The following is a 15085-nucleotide window of genomic DNA, read 5'->3' on the forward strand; positions in this document are numbered from 1 at the left end:
CGGACACACCGTGCCTTTCTTTTCTTCGCTGCCGACCCCCGCGCGTCGCCTCTTCCTGGCGCTGGCCTGCGCCGCCTTCGGCCTGTTGCAGATGGGCTGCGCCAGCACCCCCGAGGGTGACCCCGTCCACGGCAAGGACCGCGTGCTGAGCTTCGTCGCGGCCAAGGACGGCCGCAAGGTCGCCATCGCTGGCGAGAAGTACCACTACGTGTTCGATGGCGACCCGTCCGTGGCCGCGTTGCTGCGCTGGGAAGGCCGCACCAAGATCGCGCCCGCGCTCATCGGCGAACTGAAAGTGGCGCGCAACCAGAGCTTCGAAGGCCAGTACGTGCTGATGGCCTTCGACGCCGACCTGACGCCCGAAGACCGCAACTTCCTCGTCCAGACCGGTTTCGCGAAGGCCGAGGTGAAGTACGGCGACCGCACCGGGCCGGTGCTGCGTTACTTCGGTACCGTCTACGGCAAGCGCTACGCGGCAGTGGCGCTGAAGTCGGCCGACGAGGTCGATTTTTCGCGGCGCCAGTACCTGAAGTACGTCGAGCAGGAAACGCTCAGCGGCCCGTTCGCCAAAGCCGAGCGCTCGCCGCTGGTGTACGGCGCCGACGGCGCGATGCTGCTGGCCGGCGTGCCGGTGCGCATCGTCGACGGCGGCACGGACTACGGCTGCAGCCTGCGCCTGATGCTGGACATCTGCTTCTTCAAGTAGGTCTGCCGGGCGCTGCTGACCGGGCCGCGACAGCGCGCAGGCCTGGCCTTTGCTATCGTCGAGGGCTGCTTTTTTCGCCCAGAAATCTTCCCCGATGACCCCCGAACCCGTCCTTGCCGCCCGCCTCGTTGCCGACCTCGTCGCCCTCATGCAGCTCGAACCGCTGGGCGGCGACCGCTTCCTGGCCCAGAGCGAGGACATCGGCACGCCCGCCGTCTTCGGCGGCCAGGTGCTCGGCCAGTCGCTCATGGCCGCCAGCCTCACGGTGGGCGCCGAGCGCCCCGTGCATTCGATGCACGCGTACTTCCTGCTGCCCGGCGAGCACGCGCCCATCGAATACAGCGTCGACCGCGTGCGCGACGGCCGCAGCTTCACCACGCGCCACGTGGTGGCGCGCCAGCAAGAGCGCATCATTTTTGAAATGTCGGCCTCGTTCCAGACCGTGGACGAGGGCGTCGAGCACCAGTTTCCCATGCCCGAGGTCGAGGGCCCCGACGGCCTGGCCAGCGAACTCGACCAGCGCATCGCGCTCGGCGATCGCCTGCCCGAACCCTGGCGCGCCAAGGCCATCCAGCCGCACGGCATCGAGTACCGGCGCGTCGACCCCGAAGACCTGCTGCGGCCCGAGGTGCGCCCCACCGAGAACCAGAGCGCCATCTGGATGCGCGCCATCGCGCCGCTGCCCGACGACCTGACGGTGCACCGCGCGCTGCTGGCCTACGCCTCCGACCACGGCTTGCTGCGCGCCGCGATGCTGCCGCACGGCCTGAGCTTCATGAGCGGCCGGGTGCGCCCCGCCAGCCTGGACCACGCGATGTGGTTCCACCGCGATTTTCGTTTTGACGACTGGTTGCTCTACGTGGTCGACTCGCCCAGCGCCGGCGGCGCGCGCGGCCTGTGCCGCGGCAGCATCTACACGCGCGACGGGCGCCTGGTGGCGTCGGCGGCGCAAGAGGGCATGCTGCGCATCAGGAAGCCGGGAGCTCGTTCGTGAGCGTGGGCAGCAGCCCGTCGCGGCTGCGCTCGTCCAGCAGCCGCTGGTAGTTGTCGCGCAGCAGGATGCCGGCGTAATACACGTGCTCGCGCATCAACTGCTCGGCGCGCGCGGCATCGCCTGAAATCACCGCCTGCACGATGCGGTGGTGATCGTCGTGCGAACGCAGGATCACGCCGTGGTCGTTCCACAGCATGATCCGGTCCGATGCGAAGGGCACCGCCTGTGCCTGTGCGCCGAAACGCATGACCCACTGGTTGCCGGCGCCATGCATGAGCGCGTTGTGCAGCTTCACGTTCATCTGCTGGTAGGGCGCCAGGTCCTCGACCAGCAACTGGCCCTTGGCCAGGATCTCGTCGCCCTCGCGCAGGCACTCGCGCAGCAGCGCGGCGGTTGACTCGTCCACGCCCAGCGCCGCGAAGCGCCGGCATGCCAACCCCTCCAGAACCGAGCGCACTTCGTACGCCGCGAGGATGTCCTCGAGCGCGAACGAGCGCACCAGGTAGCCCTTCTTCGGCTGGTGGTCGATCAGGCCTTCCATTGCCAACGCGGCCAGTGCGGTGCGCACCGGCGTGCGCGACACCTTCAGGCTTTCCGCGATCGGCACTTCCTCCACCCGGGTGCCGGGCGCGAGTCGCCCGTGAAGGATCCAGGTGCGCAGCGTCTCTGTGACTTGTTGGGAGAGTGTGTCCATTTCAGGTATACATGATGCCAGCGAAAGTCGAGAATATGGCGACAAATCAGGGTAAATGCGGGATTAATAAAGTGCTCATGTATACACAATGCGGCCCTCGACTCACTTTCACGCCGCATGACGCGGCACGGAGATTTCACATTCCATGACGGAACATCATGCACAAGCGCCCGGCCGGCTGGCCCTCGTGACCGGCGGCGGCCGTGGCATCGGCGAAGCCGTCTGCCGGCGTCTCGCGGCCAGCGGCTTTCGCGTCGTCGTGGCAGACATCGATGGCGACAACGCCCGCACCGTGGCGCGATCGCTAGGCGAAGGCCACCACTTCCGCCAGTTCGACGTGAGCGACGAGGCCGCTGTCGAGGCCGCATTCGACGGCATCGAAAGCCAGCTCGGGCCGATCGCCGCGCTGGTCTGCGTGGCAGGCATCCTGCTGATGCCCGGTGGCGAACGCTCGCTCATCAAGGACACCACGCTCGACGACTGGGAGCGCACCTTCGCCGTGAATGCGCGCAGCGTGTTCCTGTGCGGCCGCGCCTACCTGCGCCGCCGCGAGGCCGCGCCGGTGGCGCATGGCCGCATCGTCACCTTCGGCTCGGTGGCGGCGCAGCTCGGCGGCTACCGCTCCAGCGCCACGTACATCGGCGCCAAGTCGGCGGTGCTCGGCCTGACCAAGGCGATGGCGCGCGAGTCGGCCCACATGGGCGTCACTGTCAACGCGGTGGCCCCCGGCCTGATCGACACCGACATGCTGCGCGGCACCGTGCAGAGCAGCGGCGCCCTCACGGCCGCGGCCGCCAGCATTCCGCTCGGGCGCATCGGCACGGTGGATGACGTGGCCGGCGCGGTCGATTACCTCGTCTCGGAGCATGCGGCGTACATCACCGGCAACGTGATCGACGTCAATGGCGGCTACCGCATGCAGTAAGCGGGCAGCGCCTTCCACCGACTCACCCATACCAACGGAGACAGCTCATGAAGAAGAACTTTCTGGTTTCAGCCCTGGCACCCCTCGCACTGTGCACCCTGGCGGGCGCTGCGTTCGCGCAGTCGGAGCCCGGCCTCACCGACAAGACCATCAAGATCGGCATGTTCTCGCCGATGTCGGGCGCGTCGATGAACTACGGCTTCGACGTCATCAACGCCGCGAAGATGTACTACGACAAGGTCAACAAGGAAGGCGGTGTGAACGGCCGCAAGATCGAGCTCGTGGTGGAAGACGACCGCTGCAATGCCAACGATCTGCTGGCCGCAGTGAAGAAGCTCACCGAGCAGGACCAGGTGTTCCTGCTGAACGGCGGCTCGTGCTCGGCGGCCGTGGTGGGTGCACGCGAATACGTCGAGCGCGCGAAGATGCCGTTGGTGATGCTCAACGCTTCGGGCGACGGCGCGTTGTATCCGCCCTCGAAGTACATCTACGGCGCGTTCTCCATCTCGCAGCACGCCGTGGGCGGCTCGATGGTGCAGTTCGCGAGCGAACAGCTCAAGGCGAAGAAGATTGGCTACATCAACCACGACGACGCCTACGGCGGCTGGAACCTCGAGTCGGCCCAGGCGCAGGCCAAGGCGCTGGGCGGCGTCGACCTGCAGGTGCAGTCGGTCAACCCGAACATCACCGACGTCACCGCGCCGATGCTGAAGATCAAGGCCGCCAACCCCGACGTGCTGCTGCTCACCACCTATGCACGGCCGGTGAGCCTGATCGTCAAGCGTGCCTTCGAGCTGGGCTTCAACAAGCCGATCGTGCTGGCCGTCAACTCGACCGCCGACCTCAAGCAGCTGGTGGAGAACGTCGGCAACAAGGACGCCTTCAAGAACGTCTACATCCAGGAAGTGCTGGCCGACGTGCCCGGCGGTCCCAAGCTGAAGTGGGTGTACGACCTCTACAAGGCCTCCTACCCCGACCTGGCGACCAAGCCCGGCCATCCGCAAGCCTACATGCCCTACGGCATTCCGCCCGCGATGGCGGTGGTCAACGCCCTGAAGGCGGCCGGCCCGAACCCCACGCGCGAGAAGGTGCTCACGGCGCTGTCGACCATGAAGTTCGAGTCCGGCGTGATGGCCGGCCCGATCGAGTTCGGCCCGCAGGACCGCGCCGCGCAGGAGGCGGCTATCTACATCAAGTTCGACGGCAGCAACATGGCCCTGGTGCCGGGCAGCTACAAGAGCGTGTGGACCTACAAGCCCTGAGCGCACGGGCATTCACTTCATGAGCCTCTCCGACATCTGGCTGTTCGTCCAGCAGGGCGTGCTGTCCGGCATCGTCACCGGCAGCGTCTACGCGCTGCTGGCGGTGGCGATCGTCATGGTCTTCAAGACCACCGACGTGCCGAACTTCTCGCAAGGCGAAATCTTCATGGCCGGCGGCTACGCCGCGCTTTTCCCGCTGGTGGTGTGGGGCTGGCCCTACTGGGGCGCGGTGCTCGCGAGCATCGCCGTTACCGCCTTGCTCGCCGCCGCGTTCCAGCGCGTGGTGATGCAACGCGTGACGGCCTCGCGCGGCGTCGGCGTACAACTGGTGATTGCCACGCTCGGCTTTGCGTACCTGCTCAAGGGCCTGGTGCGCAAGACCGGCCTGGGCGACACGCCGCGCTCGCTGCCTTCGCTGGTGCCGCAAGACCCGATCATGATCGGCCAGGCCTCGCTCACCTTGCTCGACCTGGCCATCTTCGGCTCGGCCGTAGTGGTGATGGTGCTGCTGTACCTGATGTTCACGCGCACCCGCACCGGCCAGGCCATGCGCGCGGTGGGCATGAACCCGCGCGGCGCGCAGATCGTGGGCGTCAAGCTCGGCTCGATCCGCATGCAGATCTGGGCGCTCACGGGCGTCATCTCGGCCATCTCGGCGCTGCTCATCACGCCCAAGATTCTCATCACGCCCGACATCGGCCACATCGCCATCCTGGCGTACGCGGCAGCCATCGTCGGCGGCTTCACCAGCTTGCCGGGCGCGGTGGTCGGCGGCTTCATCATCGGCATCGTCGAGAACCTGGTGGGGCTTTTCATTTCGTCCAACGCCATCGTGGTCGCGCCCTTCGTGGCGATCATGGTGGTGCTGCTGGTGCGTCCGCAAGGGCTGCTCGGCGGCAAGCCTCAGGTGAAGAAGGTATGAGTGCGTCGTCGGTTTCTTCTCCGTGGTGGGACCGCGGCGTGCTGCTCGGCATGGCCGTGGTGCTCGCGGTCTTGCCCTTCACCACCAGCGGCTATGTGCTGTACGTGGTCAACCTGCTGATGGTGTTCTCGGTGCTCGCGCTCGGCATGCACCTGGTCATCGGCGAAACGGGTCAGTTCGCGCTGTCGCACGCGGCCTTCTTCGGCATCGGCATCTACACGGCCGGGCTCATCAACAACCAGTGGCAGCCGCCGTTCTTCGTGTCCATCGTGGCGGGCGCCGTGCTGTCGGCCGCACTGGGTTGGGTCATCGGCCTGCTGGCCCTGCGCATGCGCGACATCTACCTGGCGCTGGCCACCTTCGCTTTCGGCGAGGCGATGCAATGGGTGTTCCTGAACTGGGAGCAGGTGACCAACGGATCGAACGGCCTGCAGATGAAGCCGGCTTCGCTCGGCGGCTACCAGCTCATGAACGACCTGCAGGCGTATCCCTTCGTGGTCGCTATCGCAGCGCTGATGCTGTGGCTCACCGTGGCGCTGGCGCGCTCACGGCTGGGCTCGTCGTTCCGCGCGGTGCGCGAGAGTGACGTGGCGGCCATCGCCATGGGCGTGAACACGCGCGCGGTGAAGGTCACGGCCTTCGTGCTGTCGGCCGCCTTCGCGGGCGTGGCGGGCGGCATGTACACGCTGTTCACCTCGTTCATCCATCCCGAAAGCCTGGGCTTTCAGACCACCATTCTGGTTCTCACGATGGTGGTGGTCGGCGGGCTCGGCTCGGTGCGCGGCGCGGTGGCCGGCGCCATCGTGTTCGGCCTGGCGTCGGAGCTGCTGCGGCAGGCCCCGTCGTACCAGGAAATCATCTACGGCGGCATCCTCATGCTCTTCATGATGTTCCTGCCCAAGGGCATGGCGTCGCTGTTCGCGGCGCGCCGCAAGTCGCAGCGCGCAAGCAGCGTGGCAAGCGCGAACGTGGCGGAGAAGCACGCATGAGCGCGACCACATTCCTCGATGTGCGCGACATCAGCGTGGTGTTCGGCGGCCTCAAGGCGGTGAACGGCCTCTCGTTCCAGGTGGAGCAGGGCCGCATCCACGCGCTCATCGGTCCGAACGGCGCGGGCAAATCGACCACCTTCAACTGCATCTCGCGCTTCTACACGCCGAGCAGCGGCAGCGTGACCTTCGAAGGCCGCGAACTCACCAGCGTGTCGCCGCATCGCATGGCCTCGCTCGGCATTGCGCGCACCTTTCAGAACCTGGAGCTGTTCGCCGAACTGTCGGTGCTTGAGAACGTGCTGCTCGGCACGCACTCCCGCGGTGCCGGCACACTGGGCCGGCTGCTGCGCCGCCCCGACCGCGCCACCGAAGACTTCGCCATGCACCTGCTGGAGCGCGTCGGCCTGGCAGACGAACGCCATCAGCCGGCGCGCGACCTCGACTTCGGCCGCCAGAAGCTGCTGGAGTTGGCGCGCGCGCTGGCCATCAAGCCCAAGCTGCTGCTGCTCGACGAACCGGCCGCGGGCCTGCGCAACCGCGAGATCGAAAGCCTCGACCGGTTGCTGAAGGAGCTGGTGGCGCGCGACGGCATCACCGTGCTGCTGGTCGAGCACGTGATGCAACTCGTGATGTCCATCTCGGACCGCATCACCGTCATGGCCTTCGGCGAAAAGATCGCGGAAGGAACGCCTGCGGAAATCGGCAGCAATGCGCGCGTGATCGAGGCCTATCTTGGGAAGGGAGCCGCGCATGGCTGAAGCATTGTTGTCCCTGCGCGCCATCTCGGCCGCCTATGGCCGCATCCAGGCGCTGTGCAATGTGTCGGTCGACGTGCCCGAAGGCGAGATCGTCGCGCTGCTCGGCAGCAACGGCGCAGGCAAGACCACCACGCTGAACTGCATCTCGAACCTGGTGGATTGCACCGAGGGCGAGGTGCGTCTGGACGGCGAGCGCATCGACAAGCTCGGTTCCGACGTGCTGGTCCAGCGCGGCATCGTGCAGGTGCCCGAAGGTCGCCAGGTGTTCCGCGACATGAGCGTGCGCGAGAACCTCGACCTGGGCGCCTACCTGAGGCGCGACCGCGCGGGCATTCGCAACGACCTGGAGTCGGTCTACACGATGTTCCCGCGCCTGAAAGAGCGCCAGCACCAGATGGCGGCCACGCTGTCGGGCGGCGAGCAGCAGATGCTGGCCATCGGCCGCGCCGTGATGGCACGGCCGCGCGTGATGCTGTTCGACGAGCCGTCGATGGGCCTGTCGCCGCTGCTGGTGGAGCAGATGTTCGAGATCATTGAACGCCTGCACCGCGAACAGAAGATCACGATCCTGCTGGTCGAGCAGAACGTGCAGCTGGCGCTCGCGGTGTCGAGCTACGGCTACATCCTGGAGAACGGCGAGATCTCGCTGCACGGCCCGGCCACGCAGCTCGCGAACGACGAAGCGGTGCGCCGCGCCTACCTCGGCGTCTGACGCCGCAACGCTTTTTCCCGAAGGGAATCTCATGCTCCTCGAAGACAAACTCTCGCTCGTCACCGGTGCCGCGCGCGGCCTGGGCGAGGCCATCGCGCGCCGCATGGCGATCGAAGGCGCGCACGTGCTGGTGGTCGACCGCGACCTCGAGGCGGCGCAGCAGGTGGCCGCATCGATCCGCGAAGCCGGCGGCCGCGCTGATGCCGAAAGCGTCGACGTGAGCGACGCGGCGGCGGTCGATGCACTCTCGGTGCGCGTTGCGGCGTCGCACGGCGACATCGACGTGCTGGTCAACAACGCGGGCATCTCGGTGCGTTCGAAGTTCGACGAACCCGGTGCGCGCGAGGCCTGGGACCGCGTGATGTCGGTCAACCTGCAGGGCGTGTTCAACGTCTCGCAGTCCTTCGTGCCGGCGCTCAAGCGCTCACACGGCAACATCGTCAACCTGTCGTCCATCGTGGCCTTCGGCGCGGGCATCTCGTCGGCCGGCTACGTGGTGGCCAAGGGTGGCGTGCGTTCGCTCACGCAAGTGCTGGCACGAGACCTCGCACCCTACGGCGTGCGCGTGAACGCGGTGGCGCCGGGCCTGATGGTCACCGACATGACGGCCGGCCAGCGCGAGACCGAACACGGCACCGACTGGTACCTGAGCCGCGTGCCCATCAAGCGCCACGGCGAAGCCGACGAAATTGCCGGGCCGGTCGTCTTTCTTGCCTCCTCGATGGCCAGCTACGTCAATGGCGTGGTGCTGCCGGTCGATGGTGGTTATCTCGCGGTCTGAGCACCGCAGCACGCCGGAACAATCATGAACAACAGCAGCAGTGCAGAGAAGCCGCTCGTCCTCGTGACAGGCGGCGCCAGCGGCATGGGCCGCGCCATTGTCGAGCGCATGGCGCGCGATGGCTGGCGCGTGGTCATGGCCGACTTCAACGGCGAACTGGCCGAGCGTGAAACGCGGGGGCTGCGCGCCGCCGGCCTCGACGTCGAATGCCGCGCCATCGACCTGACCGACGAACCCGCCGTGCGCGCGATGGTGCAGCAGCTGCCGCCGCTCACGGCGCTGGTCAACAACGCCGGCATCTTCGACGAGCGTGCTTTTCTCGACGTGACCTCGGCCGATTTCCGCCGCATGTACGAAGTGAACCTGCTGGCCGTAGCCACGCTCACGCAGGAGGCCGCGCGCAAGATGGCGAGCGGTGCGCGCATCGTCAACATCGCATCGCGTGCCTACCTCGGAGCGAAGAACCACGCGCACTACGTCGCTTCGAAGGCCGGGCTGGTCGGCTACACGCGTGCCAGCGCGATGGAACTCGCACCGCACGGCATCATGGTCAACGCCATCGCCCCGGGCTTGATCGACACGCCGCTGCTGCGCGCGCTCTCGCCCGAACGTCTGGCCGCGCAGCTTGCGCTGCAGCCCACGGGCGCGGCCGGCAAGCCGGAAGACATCGCCAACGCGGTGGCCTTCTTCGCATCGCCTGCCACCTGTTTCGTGACCGGCCAGGTGCTGTTCGTCGACGGCGGCAAGTCGCTCGGCGGTTCGGGGTCCTGATGGCGCAGCAACAACAGAAAGAAAAGACCACGTACGACGTCGTCGTCATCGGCAGCGGCGCGGGCGGCCTGTCTGCCGCGCTCACCGCGAAGCTCGAAGGCCTCGACGTGCTGGTGGTCGAGAAGACCGACCGCATCGGCGGCTCGACCGCCGTCTCCGGCGGCGCCGTGTGGGTGCCGCTCAACGACCAGGCCGAGGCGGCTGGCCATCCCGACACGCGCGAGAAAGCCTGGACCTACCTGCAGAACACCGTGGGTGCCGCAGGTGACGAAGAATTGCGCCACGCATTCCTCGATGCGGGCCCGCGCGCACTGCGCTACCTGCGTGAGCGCACCGACGTGCAACTGGCCGCGCGAACCTACTCGCCCGACTACTACCCCGACCGCGAAGGCGCCGCCATGGGCGGCCGCTCGCTCGACCCCATGGAGTTCGACGGGCGGCTGCTCGGCCCGCACTTCAAGACGCTGCGCGACCCCCTTCCCGAGTTCTGCGTGCTCGGCGGAATGATGGTCAACATGACCGACGTGAAGCACCTGCTTGCGGTCTGGCGTTCGTTCGCGTCGTGGAAGCATGGCGCGAAGATGGTGCTGCGCTACTTTGGCGACCGCCTGAGCGGCCACCACCGCGGCACGCGGTTGCTGCTGGGCAACGCGCTCGCGGCGCGGCTCTTTCACAGCGTGCTGACGCAGCGCATTCCTTTCTGGCTCGACACGCCGGCACTGGCGCTGGAGAAAGATGCGGCGGGCTCCGTCACCGGCGTGCGCGTGCGGCGCGACGGCAAGGAAACGATGCTGCGCGCGCGGCGCGGGGTGGTCATCGCGACGGGCGGCTTTCCATGGAATGCCGCCCTGCGCGAACAACACTACCCGGCGCCTACGGGGCCCTATTCGATGTCGCCCCCAGACAATGCCGGCGAGGGCATCGCGATGGCGCAGCAGGCCGGCGGCGTGCTCGGCACCGGCCACACGGGACCGGCGCTGTGGGCGCCTGTCTCGTTGCTCACGCGGCCCGACGGCAGCGTGCTGCGCTATCCGCACCTGGTGTGGGACCGCGCCAAGCCAGGGCTGATCGCGGTCGATGCGCGCGGCGAGCGCTTCGTCAACGAATCGACCTCGTACCACGAGTTCGTGCGCGGCATGTACCGCGCGAACGCGCAGGCCGCGGCCATCCCCGCGCTCCTGGTGTGCGACAGCGCCTTCATGGAAAAGTGGGGCCTGGGCCTCGCACTCCCCGGTGGCCGGCCGCGCGAGCACTTGGTGCGCGCCGGGTATCTCTACCGCGCCGACACGCTCGAAGCGCTCGCGCAGCAGGCGGGCGTGGACCCGGCCGGGCTGGCGCGCACGGTCGCGAAGTTCAATCCGCTTGCCGCCCAAGGCCAGGACCCGGTGTTCGGCAAGGGCAGCGATGCCTACAACCGCTATCTCGGCGACCCCGACCACCAGCCCAACGCCTGTCTCGCGCCGGTGCAGCAGGCACCGTTCTACGCGGTGAAGGTGTACCCGGGCGACATCGGCACCGCGCTCGGCATCCGTGCCGACGGCCACGCCCGCGCGCTCGATGCGCAAGGGGCGCCCATCGCCGGGCTCTACGTGGCCGGCAACGACATGCACTCGGTGATGGGCGGCGAGTACCCCGCGCCGGGAATCACGCTCGGCCCTGCGCTAACCTTCGGCTGGGTGGCCGGCATGCACATGGCCCACGGCTCTTTCGACAACGCCTGAAAGACATCGCTTCATCATCATGCAGATCTTCTTCTCCCCCGCCTCTCCTTTCGTGCGCAAGTGCATGGTCGTGGCCCACGAACTTGGCGTGGCCGACCGCATCGAGAAGCTGCCCAGCGCGGCCGGCCCGGTGAAGCGCGACGAGAGCATCCTCCCGAACAACCCGCTCGGTCAGGTGCCGACCTTCCTCACCGATGACGGCCAGGTGCTGTTCGACAGCCGCGTGATCTGCGAGTACCTCGACACCGTGCACGGCGGCGGCCTGTTCCCGGCCACCGAGCCAGCACGCTGGGCGCGCCTGACCGAGCTGTCGCTGGCCGATGGCATGACCGGCGCCGCGCTGCTCGCACGCTACGAAACCATGCTGCGCCCCGAGGCGCTGCGCTGGAGCGACTGGACCGATGGCCAGCTCGACAAGGTGCGCACCGGCCTCGAATGGCTCGAAGCGGCCGCGCCGTCGTTCGGCGACCGTGTCGACATCGGCACCATCGCCTTCGGCTGCGCGCTGGGCTACATGGACTTTCGCTTTCCCTCGGTGGACTGGCGCGCCCAGGCGCCGAGCAGCGCGAAGTGGTTCGCGGCATTCAACCAGCGGCCGTCGATGCAGGCCACGCTGCCAGTCGCCTGAGCACGCGCCCCGAATCCTTGGCCAAATACAGGTCTTCGCAAAAACCAAGGATTCCGGGATGTCTTCAGAAGCACCAAACAAAGTAGCCATCGTCACCGCCGGTGGCAGCGGCATGGGCGCCGCCGCGGCCCGCAAGCTCGCGGACGACGGCTTTCGCGTGGCCATCCTGTCCTCGTCGGGCAAGGGCGAGGCGCTGGCGCGGGAACTCGGCGGCATCGGCGTCACGGGTTCCAACCAGTCGAACGACGACCTTCTGTGCCTCGTCGACCAGGTCATCGCCGAGTGGGGCCGCATCGACGTGCTCGTGAACAGCGCCGGCCACGGCCCGCGTGCCCCCATCCTGGAGATCAGCGACGACGACTGGCACCGCGGCATGGACGTCTACTTCCTGAGCGCGGTGCGCCCCGCGCGCCTCGTGGCGCCGCACATGGTGAAGCAGGGCGGCGGCGCGATCATCAACATCTCGACCTTCGCAGCCTTCGAGCCCGATCCCGTGTTCCCGACCTCGGGCGTGTTCCGCGCCGGCCTCGCGGCCTTCACCAAGCTCTTCGCCGACCAGTACGCCAAGCACAACGTGCGCATGAACAACGTGCTGCCGGGCTTCATCGACAGCCTGCCCGAAAAGGACGTGTTCCGCGAACGCATCCCGATGGGCCGCTACGGCCGCAGCGCCGAGATCGCCGCCACCGTCGGCTTCCTGGCCTCCGAGGGCGCGGGCTACATCACGGGGCAGAACCTGCGCGTGGATGGCGGCATCACGCGCTCGGTCTGAATGGAGCCTGCAACGGCGCTCCCTACAATCGGCGCCCATGTGTTCACGGATGCCCCGCTTCCCCATCCGCCGCCGGCAGTCGGGCTGCTCGCGGCCGACGCCTCCCTGACGCGGGCGGCGTGAAGCGCGGCGGCTCACGGCCGTCGCCATCCGCGCGGGGGGCCGCACGCCGGCCTCCTTCTCTTTTCCTGTTCCGCATCGCGGCGCCTCAGTGGCGCCCGCGAACTGTTGCTGCTTCCCATGTCTTCTACCCACAGTCGCCTGCGCACCGAATGGTGCCCGAGCATTCCCCGCGAGCTGATGGCGGGCGCCGTCGCCACCTTCGCGCTCATCCCCGAGGTCATCGCCTTTTCCTTTGTCGCGGGCGTGGACCCGGCGGTCGGCCTCTTTGCTTCTTTCGTCATCGGCCTCGTGATCGCCTTCACCGGCGGGCGGCCGGCCATGGTGTCGGCCGCGGCCGGCTCGGTCGCGCTGGTGGCCGCGCCGCTGGTGCACGCGCACGGCCTGCCGTACCTGCTGGCGGCGGGCGTGCTCGCGGGCGCGATGCAGATCGTGTTCGGCCTGCTGCGGCTCGGGGTGCTGATGCGCTTCGTGTCGTCGTCGGTGCGCACCGGCTTCGTCAACGCGCTGGCCATCCTGATCTTCGCGGCGCAGATGCCGCACTTCATCGGTGCCAACACCGCGACCTGGGCCATGGTCGGGCTCGGGCTGGCCATCATCTACCTGCTGCCGCGCCTGACGACGGCGGTGCCATCGCCGCTGGTGTGCATCGTGGTCGTGACGCTGGTGGGGCAGTGGCTCGGCCTGCCGCTGAAGACCGTGGCCGACCTCGGCCATCTGCCCGATGCCTTGCCCACGTTCGCGTTCCCCTCGGTGCCGCTCACGCTGGAGACGCTGCGCATCATCGCGCTGCCGGCCTTCGCGATCGCCATGGTCGGCCTGCTCGAATCGATGATGACCGCCAGCGTGGTCGACGAACTCACCGACACGCCAAGCTCGAAGAACCGCGAATGCAGCGGCCTGGGCATCGCCAACGTCGCGGCCAGCTTTTTCGGCGGCATCGCGGGCTGCGGAATGATCGGCCAGACCGTGAGCAACGTGCGCTACGGCGGACGCGGGCGGCTGTCGACGCTGTTCGCCGGCGCGTTCCTGCTGATCCTCATGGTGCTGCTCAAGCCCTGGGTGTCGCAGGTGCCGGTGGCGGCGCTGGTCGCGATCATGGTGATGGTGTCGGCCTCGACCTTCGACTGGGGCTCGCTGCGCACGCTGGTGCGGCATCCGCGCATGTCGAGCGCCGTGATGCTCGCGACCGTGGCCGTCACCGTCGCCACCGACAACCTCGCCGCGGGCGTGGCGGTCGGCGTGATGCTCAGCGGCGTGTTCTTCACCTTCAAGGTCGCGCGGCTGCTGCAGGTGCAGGCCGAGGTCGGCGAGGGCGATGCGCGCGTGTACCGCGTGACGGGCCAGGTGTTCTTCGCCTCGGCCGACATGCTGGTCGATGCCTTCGATGTGCGCGAGATCGACGGCGCATCCGTGCGCATCGACGTGACGCAGGCGCACTTCTGGGACGTCACCGCCGTGGCCGCGCTGACCAAGGTGGTCGAGCGCCTGCGCAAGCACGGCAGCGTGGTGGAGGTCGTCGGTCTGAATCAGGCCAGCCGCGACCTGATCCTGAAGCTCGACGCCGCGCCCGAGTGACGACCTGAGCGCGGCGCGCGTTCAGACGCCCAGGTAGCGCGTCCACAGCGACCGGTCGGCGTCGAGCGCGGCCGAGTCGCCCTGCCACACCACGCGCCCGCGTTCGAGGATCATGTGGCGGTCGGCCAGCGGCAGCAGGCGCTGCACGTACTTGTCGACCACCAGGATCGCCTCGCCTTCGGACTTGAGCGTGGCGATGCAATGCCAGATCTCCTCGCGGATCACCGGCGCCAGGCCTTCGGTGGCTTCGTCCAGGATCAGCAGGCGCGGGTGCGTCGACAGCGCGCGCGCAATGGCCAGCATCTGCTGCTCGCCGCCCGAGAGCTGGTTGCCCGCGTTGGCCTTGCGCTCCGACAGCCGCGGAAAGAGCTTGTACAGCGCCTCCACGGTCCAGCGCGGCGCGCTGCCGGGCCGGGGCCGTGCGAAGGCGCGCAGGTGTTCGTCCACGCTGAGATTGGGGAACACATGGCGCCCCTCGGGCACGATGGCCATGCCGCGCCGCGCGATGGCGTCGGGCCGTTGGCCGCCGATGGCCGCGCCGCAGAACTGCACGCCGCCGCACATCGGTGCGATCGTGCCGGTCAGCACCTTCAGCAGCGTGCTCTTGCCCATGCCGTTGCGGCCCAGCAGCGCCATCACTTCGCCCGCACCGACGCGCAGGTCGATGCCGAACAGCACCTGGCTGGCGCCGTAGCCGGCTTCGATGGATGTAGCTTCTAACAGCATCTCAATACCTCGTCGCACGCGAA

16 protein-coding genes are annotated in these 15085 nt (G+C 68.0%); 14 read left to right on the top strand and 2 right to left on the bottom strand.

What is annotated here, in order from left to right; genetic code table 11:
* Positions 1-10 precede the first annotated feature (10 nt).
* The gene (locus ASD34_RS25770; RefSeq protein ID WP_235510257.1) at positions 11-706 is read left to right on the top strand and encodes a hypothetical protein; all 696 of its coding nucleotides are present in this window, start codon (positions 11-13) and stop codon (positions 704-706) included.
* 94 nt (positions 707-800) lie between these two features.
* Positions 801-1700: an acyl-CoA thioesterase gene (locus ASD34_RS25775; RefSeq protein ID WP_056584111.1), complete on the top strand. Its 900-nt coding sequence runs from the start codon at positions 801-803 to the stop codon at positions 1698-1700.
* On the opposite strand, the gene ASD34_RS25780 is transcribed toward ASD34_RS25775, so the two are convergent.
* Positions 1675-2394 (bottom strand): GntR family transcriptional regulator, encoded by a 720-nt coding sequence (locus tag ASD34_RS25780; RefSeq protein ID WP_056584116.1) that lies wholly within the window; start codon positions 2392-2394, stop codon positions 1675-1677. The two genes, ASD34_RS25775 and ASD34_RS25780, sit on opposite strands and share 26 nt — an antisense overlap.
* 145 nt (positions 2395-2539) lie before the next feature.
* On the opposite strand from ASD34_RS25780, the gene ASD34_RS25785 reads away from it, so the two are divergent.
* The 12 genes from ASD34_RS25785 to ASD34_RS25840 all read left to right on the top strand — a co-directional run bounded on the left by ASD34_RS25785 (position 2540) and on the right by ASD34_RS25840 (position 14336).
* Positions 2540-3319 (top strand): SDR family NAD(P)-dependent oxidoreductase, encoded by a 780-nt coding sequence (locus ASD34_RS25785; protein ID WP_056584120.1) that lies wholly within the window; start codon positions 2540-2542, stop codon positions 3317-3319.
* Between the two features lie 47 nt (positions 3320-3366).
* Complete coding sequence (locus ASD34_RS25790) at positions 3367-4581, top strand: ABC transporter substrate-binding protein (protein ID WP_056584123.1); 1215 nt, start codon at positions 3367-3369, stop codon at positions 4579-4581.
* Positions 4582-4600: 19 nt separating this feature from the next.
* Positions 4601-5503 (top strand): branched-chain amino acid ABC transporter permease, encoded by a 903-nt coding sequence (locus ASD34_RS25795; RefSeq protein WP_056584126.1) that lies wholly within the window; start codon positions 4601-4603, stop codon positions 5501-5503.
* Positions 5500-6492, top strand: coding sequence for a branched-chain amino acid ABC transporter permease (locus ASD34_RS25800; protein WP_056584129.1), 993 nt, complete (start codon positions 5500-5502; stop codon positions 6490-6492). The genes ASD34_RS25795 and ASD34_RS25800 overlap by 4 nt, the downstream gene beginning before the upstream one ends.
* Positions 6489-7253 carry an ABC transporter ATP-binding protein gene (locus tag ASD34_RS25805; RefSeq protein ID WP_056584132.1) on the top strand — a complete coding sequence of 255 codons (765 nt, stop codon included), beginning with the start codon at positions 6489-6491 and terminating at the stop codon, positions 7251-7253. The genes ASD34_RS25800 and ASD34_RS25805 overlap by 4 nt, the downstream gene beginning before the upstream one ends.
* Complete coding sequence (locus ASD34_RS25810) at positions 7246-7965, top strand: ABC transporter ATP-binding protein (protein ID WP_056584135.1); 720 nt, start codon at positions 7246-7248, stop codon at positions 7963-7965. The genes ASD34_RS25805 and ASD34_RS25810 overlap by 8 nt, the downstream gene beginning before the upstream one ends.
* A 31-nt stretch (positions 7966-7996) precedes the next feature.
* Positions 7997-8746 (top strand): SDR family NAD(P)-dependent oxidoreductase, encoded by a 750-nt coding sequence (locus ASD34_RS25815; protein ID WP_056584138.1) that lies wholly within the window; start codon positions 7997-7999, stop codon positions 8744-8746.
* A 24-nt stretch (positions 8747-8770) separates the two neighbouring features.
* Positions 8771-9517 carry an SDR family NAD(P)-dependent oxidoreductase gene (locus ASD34_RS25820; RefSeq protein WP_056584141.1) on the top strand — a complete coding sequence of 249 codons (747 nt, stop codon included), beginning with the start codon at positions 8771-8773 and terminating at the stop codon, positions 9515-9517.
* Positions 9517-11238, top strand: coding sequence for an FAD-dependent oxidoreductase (locus ASD34_RS25825; protein ID WP_056584146.1), 1722 nt, complete (start codon positions 9517-9519; stop codon positions 11236-11238). The genes ASD34_RS25820 and ASD34_RS25825 overlap by 1 nt, the downstream gene beginning before the upstream one ends.
* A 19-nt stretch (positions 11239-11257) precedes the next feature.
* Positions 11258-11866 (top strand): glutathione S-transferase, encoded by a 609-nt coding sequence (locus ASD34_RS25830; protein ID WP_056584149.1) that lies wholly within the window; start codon positions 11258-11260, stop codon positions 11864-11866.
* A 58-nt stretch (positions 11867-11924) separates the two neighbouring features.
* Entirely contained in the window at positions 11925-12638 is a 714-nt protein-coding gene (locus ASD34_RS25835) for an SDR family oxidoreductase (protein ID WP_056584152.1), read from the top strand.
* A 240-nt stretch (positions 12639-12878) separates the two neighbouring features.
* Positions 12879-14336, top strand: coding sequence for a SulP family inorganic anion transporter (locus tag ASD34_RS25840; RefSeq protein WP_056584699.1), 1458 nt, complete (start codon positions 12879-12881; stop codon positions 14334-14336).
* A 21-nt stretch (positions 14337-14357) separates the two neighbouring features.
* Here the strand turns inward: ASD34_RS25840 and ASD34_RS25845 are convergent, their stop codons facing one another.
* On the bottom strand, positions 14358-15059 hold the full coding sequence (locus ASD34_RS25845; RefSeq protein WP_414929896.1) for an ABC transporter ATP-binding protein: 702 nt from the start codon (positions 15057-15059) through the stop codon (positions 14358-14360).
* Between the last annotated feature and the right edge of the window lie 26 nt (positions 15060-15085).

It is taken from the genome of Variovorax sp. Root473, assembly GCF_001426505.1.
Lineage (GTDB): Bacteria > Pseudomonadota > Gammaproteobacteria > Burkholderiales > Burkholderiaceae_C > Variovorax.

Excerpts from the sequence above, each read along its gene's own strand:
- ASD34_RS25775 (WP_056584111.1), top strand. The coding sequence starts at position 801 with ATGACCCCCGAACCCGTCCTTGCCGCCCGCCTCGTTGCCGACCTCGTC.
- ASD34_RS25780 (WP_056584116.1), bottom strand. The coding sequence starts at position 2,394 with ATGGACACACTCTCCCAACAAGTCACAGAGACGCTGCGCACCTGGATC.
- ASD34_RS25785 (WP_056584120.1), top strand. The coding sequence starts at position 2,540 with ATGACGGAACATCATGCACAAGCGCCCGGCCGGCTGGCCCTCGTGACC.
- ASD34_RS25790 (WP_056584123.1), top strand. The coding sequence starts at position 3,367 with ATGAAGAAGAACTTTCTGGTTTCAGCCCTGGCACCCCTCGCACTGTGC.
- ASD34_RS25795 (WP_056584126.1), top strand. The coding sequence starts at position 4,601 with ATGAGCCTCTCCGACATCTGGCTGTTCGTCCAGCAGGGCGTGCTGTCC.
- ASD34_RS25800 (WP_056584129.1), top strand. The coding sequence starts at position 5,500 with ATGAGTGCGTCGTCGGTTTCTTCTCCGTGGTGGGACCGCGGCGTGCTG.
- ASD34_RS25805 (WP_056584132.1), top strand. The coding sequence starts at position 6,489 with ATGAGCGCGACCACATTCCTCGATGTGCGCGACATCAGCGTGGTGTTC.
- ASD34_RS25810 (WP_056584135.1), top strand. The coding sequence starts at position 7,246 with ATGGCTGAAGCATTGTTGTCCCTGCGCGCCATCTCGGCCGCCTATGGC.
- ASD34_RS25815 (WP_056584138.1), top strand. The coding sequence starts at position 7,997 with ATGCTCCTCGAAGACAAACTCTCGCTCGTCACCGGTGCCGCGCGCGGC.
- ASD34_RS25820 (WP_056584141.1), top strand. The coding sequence starts at position 8,771 with ATGAACAACAGCAGCAGTGCAGAGAAGCCGCTCGTCCTCGTGACAGGC.
- ASD34_RS25825 (WP_056584146.1), top strand. The coding sequence starts at position 9,517 with ATGGCGCAGCAACAACAGAAAGAAAAGACCACGTACGACGTCGTCGTC.
- ASD34_RS25830 (WP_056584149.1), top strand. The coding sequence starts at position 11,258 with ATGCAGATCTTCTTCTCCCCCGCCTCTCCTTTCGTGCGCAAGTGCATG.
- ASD34_RS25835 (WP_056584152.1), top strand. The coding sequence starts at position 11,925 with ATGTCTTCAGAAGCACCAAACAAAGTAGCCATCGTCACCGCCGGTGGC.
- ASD34_RS25840 (WP_056584699.1), top strand. The coding sequence starts at position 12,879 with ATGTCTTCTACCCACAGTCGCCTGCGCACCGAATGGTGCCCGAGCATT.